The organism is Gracilibacillus phocaeensis, from assembly GCF_900626275.1.
In the GTDB taxonomy this organism is placed as follows: domain Bacteria; phylum Bacillota; class Bacilli; order Bacillales; family Amphibacillaceae; genus Gracilibacillus; species Gracilibacillus timonensis.
The window spans coordinates 388,823-401,409 of record NZ_LR131143.1; the positions used below are offsets into that span (position 1 = coordinate 388,823).

Annotated in this window: 9 protein-coding genes; all 9 read right to left on the reverse strand. The window is 38.0% G+C overall.

The features are described from left to right. Positions 1–260: 260 nt before the first annotated feature. On the reverse strand, positions 261–1,652 hold the full coding sequence (locus E0E32_RS06380) for an MDR family MFS transporter (protein WP_130859310.1): 1,392 nt from the start codon (positions 1,650–1,652) through the stop codon (positions 261–263). A gap of 30 nt (positions 1,653–1,682) precedes the next feature. Then, positions 1,683–1,901 (reverse strand): hypothetical protein, encoded by a 219-nt coding sequence (locus E0E32_RS22490; RefSeq protein ID WP_207302272.1) that lies wholly within the window; start codon positions 1,899–1,901, stop codon positions 1,683–1,685. Positions 1,902–2,232: 331 nt separating this feature from the next. Continuing rightward, positions 2,233–2,685 carry an OsmC family protein gene (locus tag E0E32_RS06385; protein ID WP_066188193.1) on the reverse strand — a complete coding sequence of 151 codons (453 nt, stop codon included), beginning with the start codon at positions 2,683–2,685 and terminating at the stop codon, positions 2,233–2,235. Between the two features lie 47 nt (positions 2,686–2,732). Continuing rightward, positions 2,733–3,506 carry a TerC family protein gene (locus E0E32_RS06390; protein ID WP_392388583.1) on the reverse strand — a complete coding sequence of 258 codons (774 nt, stop codon included), beginning with the start codon at positions 3,504–3,506 and terminating at the stop codon, positions 2,733–2,735. Between the two features lie 408 nt (positions 3,507–3,914). Next, complete coding sequence (locus E0E32_RS06395) at positions 3,915–5,225, reverse strand: sulfatase-like hydrolase/transferase (protein WP_066188200.1); 1,311 nt, start codon at positions 5,223–5,225, stop codon at positions 3,915–3,917. Between the two features lie 17 nt (positions 5,226–5,242). Beyond that, on the reverse strand, positions 5,243–6,652 hold the full coding sequence (locus E0E32_RS06400; protein WP_130859311.1) for a sulfatase family protein: 1,410 nt from the start codon (positions 6,650–6,652) through the stop codon (positions 5,243–5,245). 104 nt (positions 6,653–6,756) lie between these two features. Then, positions 6,757–8,382, reverse strand: coding sequence for an extracellular solute-binding protein (locus E0E32_RS06405; RefSeq protein ID WP_286171761.1), 1,626 nt, complete (start codon positions 8,380–8,382; stop codon positions 6,757–6,759). A 263-nt stretch (positions 8,383–8,645) separates the two neighbouring features. After that, positions 8,646–10,892, reverse strand: a complete 2,247-nt coding sequence (locus E0E32_RS06410; protein WP_130859312.1) for a helix-turn-helix domain-containing protein — start codon at positions 10,890–10,892, stop codon at positions 8,646–8,648. Positions 10,893–11,270: 378 nt separating this feature from the next. Next, positions 11,271–12,536 carry a helix-turn-helix domain-containing protein gene (locus E0E32_RS06415; RefSeq protein ID WP_130859313.1) on the reverse strand — a complete coding sequence of 422 codons (1,266 nt, stop codon included), beginning with the start codon at positions 12,534–12,536 and terminating at the stop codon, positions 11,271–11,273. Positions 12,537–12,587 lie beyond the last annotated feature (51 nt).

Consider the following 12,587-nt stretch of genomic DNA (forward strand, 5'->3'; position numbering starts at 1 on the left):
ATCACCAGTTTGATAAATCCGATAAGATTACTATGGATATAGTACTACCATTACTACCTTATGTCAATTATATGAACTGATATTGAAAATAGGAACGAATAATGATTTATTACGGTTTAGTTTATAAAAAGTATATCCTCCTTAACTGGCTTGAAACCCTCTCCCAGCAAAGTAGAAAATCACCAACTCATTGTAAAACAGCGCCAAATATAGTTTTGACGCCGTTCTAAATCCTATTTTATTCGCGTTGCATAGGACTTTTATTCATTGGCAAGTTTCTTATCTTTCTTGATAAAGAAGCTAATGACAACTCCGATAAGTGACAATATAGTAATAACCATAAAAGCCCGGTTGACACCGTGAATCATCGGATAAGCTATATCTGGATCAAGCTTTGCAGCTACTTCCGTTGTCGTCATCACTGTAATAACGATAGCTGTTCCAATCGAGGCTGAAACCTGGCGCATGGTATTGGTCATCGCAGTACCATGTGGAAGCAACTCTCGAGAAAGCTGATTTAAACCGGCCGTTGTCACTGGCATCATGACCATAGATAAACCAAACATTCGTATGGCATACAAAATCATAATCATCAACATCGATGTAGAAGCACCTAAATTAGAAAAGGCAAGAGTAGCAATCGTGATAATCGTTAAGCCGATAATGGAAAGCCATCTTGCACCGAAACGATCAAATATGCGCCCCGTAATTGGCGACATCATCCCATTCACAAGTGCACCGGGAAGAAGTGCGATTCCTGCTTCCATCGCTGTAAAATTGCGACCATTTTGCATATAAAGCGGAATCAGTGTTTCTGCACCAATCAGTCCCATAAACGCAATCATAGGAATAATCGTCGACAAGGTGAAGATTGGATTTTTAAATACTCTGAAATCAAGCATAGGAGTCTTCATACGTAATTGTCTAACAATGAAACATGCTAAAGACACAGCGCCAATAGCTAATGTAGCAATCGTGATAATACTCTCCCAGCCATTGTTACCCGCGCTTGTAAATCCATATAAAAATCCGCCAAAACCGAAAGATGATAGGATAATCGATAATATATCCAGTTTTGGATATGTTAATTCCGTCACATTTTTCATCACTTTCGCAGCAACTATAATGATAATAATTGCAATAGGCAGGATGATAAGAAAAACGGCACGCCATGAATAAGCGGTGATGACCCAGCCAGACAAAGCCGGGCCAATCGCCGGAGCAAAGGAAATCACAAGTCCTACAAGCCCCATTGCCACCCCTCGATTTCTAATTGGAAAGAGTAGTAAAAATACAGTTTGCATTAGTGGCATAATGACGCCTGCCCCAGTAGATTGAATGGTTCTGCCTAAGAGTAACATACCAAAGTTTGGCGCAAGGGCAGAAAAAGCGGTTCCGACAGCAAACACAATCATCGAGGTAATAAATAACTGTCTTGTCGTGAATCGCTCCATTAAAAACGCCGTAACAGGGATCATTACGCCATTAACAAGCATGAAAACCGTCGTCAGCCATTGCGCCGTATTTGCAGTAACATCCATTTCTTCCATAATTGGCGGAATTGCAGTAATCATTGTTGTCTGATTTAAAATAGAAATAAACCCACCAGTCAGAAGTACGATAATGATAGGTGTTTTATTAAATGATTGCACTTTCTTGAGCTCCTTCCTTCATACATTAAATTACAATAGTGACCATCTTACATGAATGATTTGATTTTGTCGATGATTGTGTTTTTCTTTTCCCTCCCACAGTAACCTTTTCACCCCACTATTTCCTAATATACGAAAAACGTTTGACAAGCAAGCCTTTGCTTGCATTATTTCCTGATAATACTTTGTTTGTTCCATTCTTGTAAATGGATCAAGAGCACCTATCCAATCCATGAGAAATGATTTCATTCACCTTAATCATCAAAAGAACATGCTGACTACCGATAAGGAGGGGTGATGTTAAGTAGGTAGCGCCTTTTACGGATTGGTGCATTTGATCGTTTTATTTGCGCTATCTAGCACCGACAAACGATCAACTTTACCACATGGAATAGATGGACTGGCTACTTTACATAAGACATCTTATTCCCCTTGATTCGTTCAAGGTCAAAATCATTCCAAGCCCTATTATACCAAGGATTATTTACTGTCTTTACATATAAAAAAAGACCACTCCGAAAAGAGTTGGTCTTTTATTTGACGATTATCTCTACTCCCACAAAATACAATGGTTTTCACATCATACCCCTGAAACAGACAGGTTTTCTTCCAATTCCACGGCTACATTCCCCTTAATTGCTCTAGAAATCATGCACGATGACTCGGCCTGGCTGATGATGTTTTGCAGCCGCTGCAATTGTTTATCTGTCGCCCCTTTTTGCAAGATTACGATCGGCTTATGGATAATTCGTTTGTACGTGATCACACCATTAGTAACATCGACCTCGCCTACCGAGTTCAATTCCATATGTTGAAGTGGCAGCTCTGCCCTTTCTATCATAGCCGCAAGCGTAATCAAATAACACGTCGAAGCTGCCCCTAATAACATCTCATCAGGGTTTGTCCCAATCCCAGGACCATCCATTTCTGGCGGGATGGAAATCTGTGTTTCTAAATTACCAGCTTTTATATATCCTGACTGATTTCTGCCTCCAGGCCAAGAAGCCTCTAAGGTAAAATGGTGTCGTGCCATGCTTATCACTCCTTCACCATTTATTATAATGGCTTAGCTTGATGACGTTAAACCATACGCCCTTCTTTTTTTCGTTTATTCCCTGAAAGAAACCATCCTGCTAACGCTATCCCTACTAAAATAAGATAGAAAGTCAGTTTCCAAGGTAAAGAATGAGCGAAATCATGGGAAAGGATATGGACATCTTCATGAGCCAGTACACTAACCACTAATTTAACCCCTACCCAGCCAACAATCACAAAGGCGGCAATCTCTAACCCTGGACGATCATGCAATAATTTCACAAATACATTGGCAGCAAATCGCATAATGATTAAACCAATCATCCCACCTGCCAGTACCACAATAAATTGACCAGTATCTAAGCTACCAACCGTACCTAAACCTGTCGCCGGTAATGCTACGGCCAGTGCAACAGCTGCCAGAATAGAGTCTACCGCAAAAGCCAAATCAGCCAGCTCTACTTTAATAACCGTCGCCCAAAAGCCTTTGCCTCGTTGTTTCTTTCGCTTTTCCACTTGGTCATCCGACTTTTCCTTTTTACCAAACTTGTCGTAAAGGTTTTTGATCGATATAATCAATAAGTAAGCCGCTCCAATTGCTTGCACCTGCCAAACATCAACAAGAAAAGAAATAATAAATAAAGAACCGAATCGCAACACAAAGGCACCAGCTAATCCATAGAAGAGTGCCTTTTTCCGTTTTTCCTCCGATAAATGCTTGACCATAATCGCTAGCACTAATGCATTATCCGCTGCTAGAATCCCCTCTAAACCGACTAACACAAGTAATACCCAACCGTACTCTAAAAGTAACTCCACTAGTCCCATCTCCTTTGATATTTCGGCGCTAATTGTGCTTTTTCACTCCATCTACTTGGAATAAAAAAGTGATCTCCACCAGTTGGCAAAGATCACAAAAAACGAGACCTTTACCAACAACAGTGGTAAAGGTCTCGCTAACAACGTTGAGTTGCCAATAATGCCGGAGATGTCTCTCGAAATGACGACATTTATTGTGCAGCTACTCCCCTTTATTGATGTTATAACTATAAGCCTTTTTGTGAAGCCTGTCAATCATCTTTTTGAAAAAACTTGTAATTGGTTTGGCTTTCTTAAGTCGAAAAGGCCATTTCTGCAACACCCACTGTAGCTTCTCTACTATGTAACAAAAAGAAAGATGACTTCTGGAATTAAGTCATCTTTTAGTATGGCCGCACAACGATTATTTTATTCTTTTGAAGAACCAGTTATTTCCTGATACCAGGTCTGTAAATCTGTCTTCATCTGCTCGGTTAACTCAGGATATTCATCTGCTGCATTATGGCGCTCTCCTGCGTCTTTCCGCAAATTAGTCAATTGAATGACATCTTCTGCTGTCTCATCAAAATCAAGCTTTCCATTCCAAACCAGCTTCCAATCTCCTTGCCGCATGGCCAATTGATCATTATATTCCCAGAATAATTGATCATGAGGAGACTGGGGATTTGACTGTCTCGTTAACATATCCACCATGCTTTTTCCGTCTATAGCACGATCAGCAACAGGTATGCCAGCAAACTCCATAAAGGTAGGCAGGATATCCATCATGATGCCTGCTTCTTCTACAACTTGCCCACCTTGTATTTGAGCCGGATAACTAAAGATAGCCGGTTCACGAATACCACCTTCAAACAAACTTCCTTTATGTCCTTTAAATATCCCTGCATCACCACCATAATACTTGTCAGGCGTCCCATCCAACCAGTTTCGCACCTCGGTAGAAGGACCATTATCACTGGAAAAGAAAATCATGGTATCTTGATATTGTCCAGATCGTTTCAAGGCATTGATCACTTCTCCGACACCATCGTCCACTGCAGAAATCATTGCTGCCATCACTTGACGATCCCATGGCAAATGAGAAAAACGCTCCATATATTTGGCCGGGGCATGCATTGGATAATGTGGCGCATTATAAGGAACATAGAGGAAAAAAGGCTGATCCTCCCCTTTATCCTGGCCCTGTCCTTGGATAAATTGAACCGCCCTCTCGGTAATTAATTCTGTCATGTATTCGCCATTATTCCAGACCTCTTCCTCATTCTCCCATAAATCATGAACAGGTACTCCCTCCCAGTAAAAGATATGAGAGAAATAATCGACACAACCTGCATGAAATCCAAAGAATTCGTCAAAGCCATGAGCATTAGGACTCGTTTCTGATGTTGTGCCCAAATGCCATTTACCATACATAGCTGTTCGATAACCATGCTGCTTAGCAATCGAAGGTAAACTCTCATGACCATGAGATAATCCTGCGGCACCCCTTTGCCCGCTCAAAATTTGATCCACTTCTGTCCGCATTGGATATTTCCCAGTAAGTAATGCCGCTCTTGACGGAGAGCAAACAGGGGAATTCGAGTACCAGTCGGTAAATCGAACACCGTTTTCCGCCAATTGATCAATATTTGGTGTCTTGATCTGATCCGATCCATAACAGCCTAAATCGCCATATCCCAAATCATCACAATAAAACACAATAAAATTCGGTCTACTCATCATCTTTCCCACCTTTCTTAAAATCGCATGTCTTGGTATTGCTCTAATGCCCTATCCTGATGATTCTTCATCCATTCTGCCAGCAGGTTCCGCATATGACTTAACATCTCTTGATAATCGGTGTTGTCGATCTGATTCACAAGCTCATACTGGTCTTGCTCTAAGTCATATAATTCATCGGTATCCCCACAATTAAAGATATATTTCATCTTGCCATAGCGCAACATTCGCTGTGTATAAAGAATTTCCGCTAAACCATTACCTTCTGTTACCGCTATTTCCGGCCAGTCCGGTACAGGCTGATGATTCACTAGTGGCACCAGAGAGCGGCCATCACCTGTAATGCCATCTTCTGGTATACCTGACCAATTCAAGAAGCTGGCATATAAATCACAAGTACCAACAAACTTCTCCTCCCGACGAGTATTTGACAGTTTCTCTAATGGTTTCACCACCAATGGAATATGGCATGTTTCTTCGTACATAAAGAAATTTTTGTCGCATAAGCCACCATGAATACCCAACGATTCCCCATGGTCTGCTGAGAAAACAATAATGGTATTATCATATAAATCATGCTGTTTCAAATATGCGATTAAGCGTCCAACCTGTTCGTCAATCAAGCTTACATTAGCAAAGTAATGCTTGACGTAAGGTTCAAAGGTTTCCCAATCTCTGTTTTTGGAACGCTTGACATCATGGATAGCTGGTTTATTATTAGACGAATCAATAAAATTACCCCATGGTTCAAGATCCAAATCCCGATACAGATCCAAATGTTTGGTAGTAGCAATATACGGCTCATGCGGTCCCCAGAAATTCAATTGAAAATAGAAAGGCTGGTCTGCTTGACGAAATTGGTCGATATAGCCAATTGCCTGTTCTGTCAGAAAATATTCAACGGTTGTTTCTACTGGTGAAACGACTTCTGCTGCATAATGTCCTTTGTAATGCCCCGTTAATTTATTTGCATATTTTACTTCTAATTGGTGGTCTTTGAGATATTGATGATATTGCTCATAACCATGACCTCCCGCACCATGGCCTGGAAAATCATCCCCCTGATAGCCAACTTCTGTCGGACCCCAGCCGAGATGCCATTTACCCGTATAGCCAATTTGATAGCCTTGCTTCTTTAACTGGTTGCTTAGCAGTCGGTCCGTATTAGGCAATCTATCGTATCTACAGCCAGGTTCTGAAGTGTTATTTCTCATTTCATGATTATGCGGGAACAACCCCGTTTGCATCGATGCCCGTGCTGGGGTACAAACCGGGCAGCTGGCATAAGCATTATCAAACACCACGCTATGTTCTGCTAATTGATCAATATTCGGTGTTTGACATACCTCCCCTCCATATGCCTTAAGCGTATCTACTCGTTGTTGGTCCGTTAAAATAAAAAGTATATTGGGTTGATTTTTTGACATATGTATCCTCCTTGGTCACGATTCTAAATGATGTTTTATTGAATGATAGCGGATTACAGACTGAATAGTGTAAAAGATCTACTCAGTCTGTAATCATGCCATTATTAACTATCTGCCCAGCGGTCATAAGCCGTCTGATGAATTTCGACATATCGATCAACATTCATGTTTTCAATGGTTTTTACATAAGAATCCCAATTTGATAATGGTTCAACACCTGTAATAAACTTTGCCTCCATTTGTTCAATATAGGACTCTAGATCGACCTCAATTGTATTGATTTCAGCCTGCTCTTCTTCTGTAAGATATACAAGAGGAAACGGTATTTCTGCATGGGGTTCAATCTTCGTTTCTGTCTCTTCCCTGACAAACTGATCGAACTCATTCTCCTCTTTTCCAGTAATAGGAACGACTAAGCCCGGTGCTGAAATCCCGAAATTCGGCGTTAACGTACCCCGATAATCCTCCGTTGATTCAAAGCCTTCCGGCGCTTCATCATACCATGTTTTTGTTCCTGCTTCTTCATCTTCCCATTCCCAAAGGTATCCTTCAGGACCTTGTGCCAAGAAATCAAAGCCTTCTTGAGAATAGAAATAATCAACCCAGCGGATCGCCGCTTCTGGATTCGGATTATCCTTGGTAATAGCGAATGTTCCTCGGGAAATGGCTGGATTTCGTGTAATAACTGGTTGCTCCGAATACTCACTGGTTAAAGGTTGAAACATTGGATTATTAACAGCTTCTGATGGTGACTGTCCCGTGGCAAAATAAGAAAACCACGTTTGAAATACACCTAATCGGTTACTTTGTCCTTTTGCCGTTTCTTGTTCACTAGTTTGCGCAAAGGTTTCCGGGTCCAATAATTCTTCTTCATATAATTTATTCATAAAAGCTAGAAATTCTCGATAATTTTCCGTAATGGGAGTATACCTTACTGTTCCATTAACTTCCTCAATTCCCCACTCTTTCAAACCAAAGGCACCCATAAGCCATAAACGAGTATATCGCTCTTTTGTATCACTTAAAGGGATTTCATCTGCCTCTCCATTTCCATTAGGATCTTCTGTTTTAAAACGCTTTAATAGTTCATAAAACTCATCAACTGTTTCCGGAAGTTCTTCTACACCTAAGGCATCTAACCATTCCCCATTATACCACATCGGCCCCAATGCCCATGCATTAGTCGGACCTCTGGAAACCCTAGGTAAGGAATAGATATGTCCATCAACGGTGGTCACAGATTTTTTAATATTTGGATCTTCCTCAAACAGTCGTTGAATATTCGGCGCATGTTCTTCAATGAGATCTTCTAGTGGTAACAATATCCCTTGTTGTCCGTAATCCACCTCCATACCTGGTGTCAAATTATCAGAGCCTGCTCCATAAATAACGTCTTTTAAATCTCCACTAGCAAAAGCCAGATTCAATTTCGTTTGAAAATCACTTAAAGGTGGCGTGTCAAATGCAAAATGTACATTTGTCATCTCCTCATACTCTTGCAACACAACCATATCCTTCCACTCTGCTTTCCCTGTTCCAGGAGCCATCATGGTCATGTCAATCGATTCATCTACTATTGGAAAACCATCTTCATTAATACTTACTTCTGGTTGATCTGACTGATCTGATGAGGATGCTTCTTCCTCTTCCTCCCCTGAAGCACATCCATATAAAAAGATGCTCATTAATACTAATACAAATAGAAAATTGCTAATATTACCTCTCATCATTTCCCCTCTCCTTCTTTACTATAATTATGATGTTAAGTGAATATCGCTTTCGTTGAAGGCGTTTTCACTTAACCTTCATTCTATGGAGATGAGGTATTGTAAACAATATGTGAAATTTAATGAGTGTACAAATATAAAATAACCTTCCCATAAAAACGCTTGCAATAGAGGCTTTTGTTAACACAAAATATGTTTTATTTAATAAATATGTAAAACTTGATATTGTGATGTCAGAAGGATCTTATTAGCTTTTTGAACAAATTTCATTGAAAAAGTTTGCGATATTGACCTGGCGTCATACTCTCTACTTGTTTAAAACGCCTGGTAAAATTCGATACATCCTTATACCCAACGGTTTCAACAATTAGTTTAATTGGATGGTTTGTCTCTCTTAGTAGTTTTTTCGTCTCCTCGATACGCATTTGAAAAACATATTCAGTGAACGTAACCCCTGTCTGATCTTTAATAAACTTACTCAAATAAGGGACTGATAAGTGAAACTGATTAGCTAAACCGTCTAAACTAAGTTCAAAATCCTTAAAATGCTTTTGTATATAGGTGAGAATATCATTTATTAAGCGTTCTGTGTGACTAGCTTCTCTTTGTTGCACTCTATTACATATTTCTATTATCACCATTTGCAAGGACTCTTGCATCTGTTCCATGGAATCAAAATCACCAATCGCTTTAAAATCATCAATATTCTTGGTCAAACCAAGCTCCATAGCTGTTTTGATAACCGTGTTAATAATGTCAAAACAGATATACCGTAATGTATTCATCGAAACTTCTGCTTCTCTTAAACTATTCACAATAAAATTAAGCGTTTCGATTGCAACGATTGCATCACCTTCTCTTAAGCTTTGTGACAATTTCATTTGAGATTCTTGCGGATATCCACCTTCTGATTGATGATTAGAAACTAATTCTTCAAAATAAATTGTGCTACCTTGCGAAACCGTCAATTTATGTTCTAGGGCTGCCATCGCTTCTATAAAGGAACGATTAATATGTGTTATTTTTTCATAATAGTTACCAACTGCCATCACCTTTATATTAATTTTGCGTTCTTGAAGGATTTTTTTCTGAATAATTCTAGTGATTTGCTTCCTCTTTTTTTGGTTGTTTCCTTCCGTCCTCAAACTTACGATAAATGCAAACAAATATGGATTAAATAATTCAACCCCATTCATTGTTGCTTGTGATAAATTAAAGTCTGATAAGGAAAATATATCTCCTCTATGTTTTGGAATCGTCTCTTCTATAAATTCCACCACTATTACAAAATGCGGACCATGGGCAAATGGCATCGATAAGGTCTCTATTAATTGCTCAACTGTATCCTCACGTTCAATGTCTCCTTTTAAGATATGTGATAACAATTGATCTTTTGCATACGGTTCTTGTAGGTCCAATGTTTCCGTTAAATGCTGCCGGTCGTTTAATATATCAGTGATGGACTGATGAAGGGCTTCTATTTCATTCTGCCCCTTCTGGGTATAACGATTCTTACTTACTTGTGTTAAAGAGGCCAATCGTTTAATCGGCCGATATTGGTTCTGCCCAATAATAATAGCAAGAATCACACCTACTATGAATAAAATAACTATTAATAATACAAAAAAAGTCTCTCGTTGAACTACTCGTTCCGTAAATTGTTCAACATCCATTACCGTAATAAATGTCCAGCCACTCACCTCAGAAGTTATCGAAGAAACAGAATAATCACGGTTATCTATTGTTACCGTGCGAACACCTTGCTGTTGAAACGACTTCTGATTCAATTGTTCCCACGAAACCTCCTCTCCATTTGAAGCAGAGACAATTAACTGATTATTTTCATCAACTATGTACGTACTACCTTGAAAATCACCTAATGTATTCTCTGTTAAATTCGTTAACATAGATTCCTCCACAAAATACATAATGGCTCCGTATGGATTGGGGTTACTTGGAGAAATTGGATATGTAAAAGCCATCATTTTATCTTCGGTACCATTCTTAAACTCCACTTTTTTGGGTGACATTACGGTAGGTATATCACTATTCAAGTAAACTTTGAGTTCTTCCTCAGTAACTTCTTCAAAACGGTAGCTTCGCTGCAACAACTCAGAAAAACTATATGGTCCTTGAGAAGAGTACAACAATTGTTCTTGTTCATAAAGGTAAATAAAAAGTTCATGAATAATCGCATTATTATCTTTAAGATTACTTAATTCTTCAATTGCCTCCCCTCCATAGTATCTATGACTTATCTTATAGGGGGTAAGTTGTGGAGAAAAGGCAATTTTTGAAGCAGTATTTTCTAATTCTTTGATGCGCTCATTCGTAATGCTCTCTATCTGTTCTAGTTTATTGACATTCGAACTCTCTATTTCTTCTCGCAGACTGACAGAAGATTGGTAGTAAACATACAAACTCATAAAAACAAAAGGAATCAGAAAAACAAGAATATAAGATATAATATACCGATATACCAGGCGAGGTTGAAAATAATGATGTTTAGGCATGTCATCCTTCCTTTACAGAGATAGATTCTTTTCTTATCATTCTTAATCATTACCATTTCATTTTTAATATTACCACACTTATATCCATTTTGGTTTAAAGCACAAAGACGTTTATCTCATAACATCAAAGAAATCAACAAAGTAATAACATAGCAAAAATTGGTAAGGTATATTTTCAAAAAATTATAATTGGAACAAAACAGTACCGAGAATGGCTTTTGGAATATCTTATATGGTTTAAACATTTCCAATTTATTTCATTCATTTTGTTTGAACCAATATAATGCAAGAGACAATACTGTTTAAAAAAGCCCAAACGAACTCGATCAGAATATATATGGTCTACCTCCGTAGCATTTAGGACATAACATGTAAGTATTATGAATTTTTTTGATACGTATAACGATATTCACTAGGTGTTAAACCTACTGATGATTTAAATTTCCTTGTAAAGCTAGGAGGATCAATATACCCGATTTCAATTATAATTTCCTTAATCGGTACACTGGTCTCAACTAATTGTTTTTTTACCTCTTTAAGTCGAAGCTCCCAAACATATTGAGAGAAAGTTTTTGAAGTTTTTTCTTTTATAAACCGACTCAAATAAGAAATCGATAAATTAAAATCTTTCGCTATATTGTCCAGACTAAAATTTTGGTCTTTAAAATTATTATGAATATACTCTATGATATCAACTTGCAATTGGTCTTTTTGAGTTTCTTTCTTTTCTGATATTTTGTCACAAATTTCGCCGGTTAATTCGAATAAAGAAGTTTGAAAATGATACCAGTTTTCATTATTCATTTGAAAATATATTTTTTGAATATCCAACGAGATGCCTGTTTCACTTGTAATTTTTATCAGAGTATTCACTAAATCATATTTCATGTATTTCAATAATGGAGGAGGAGCACTATGTTGCAACCAATAAACCAATGATTGAATGGTTTCATCAGCTATTTCTTTATTTCCTTGCTTGCAACTCTGCGTTAATTTAAGTAAATCAGTATTAGGAAGCCACATTGTCTCTTGTTGTTTTTTTATTTCATCGAAATGAACAATTCCTTTAACTTGATTTGCTTTCCCATATTCAAACGAGGCAAAAGCTTCGATGAAAGAATGATTCATAGAATTTGTTCCACTGTATGTTTTACTAACTCCAATACATGAAAAATTATCAAACGGAATTAGTGTTTGAAATTGAGTTAGAAACATATTTTTTTTCGCTTTTGAGTCGACTAACCCATTAACGATATAAGCTATTACCTTGTCATTTATTAACTCCACTCCATACACTTTGGTATTCTTCATTAACTGACTAGCAGTTGTTTCAACCTTTTTCATATCTATAACACGTAATTGCTCTTGGGAAAAAGCAGTTACAATCACAAAGGCATAAGGACCACTAAGATCAAGCTCTAAAGAATCAAATAACTCCTTTGGAGGATAAACAGTTGTGGATTGTCCTTTAAGAAGGAGGGTCAAGCATTGATCTCGAACTAAGGGTTCTTGTTTGTAATATTTGCTGTTTAAATCATCATGTTCCAAATACAAGTTTTCAATAGCAGAACTTAAATTTACTAAGTCACTTTTACTTTTAAATTGAAAGCTTTCATCCTTCTTTTTTATAATATTGTAAAGCATCACTTTATTTCCTCTCAAATAGGGTTATCTTGTTCAAACTCCTCCAGGATA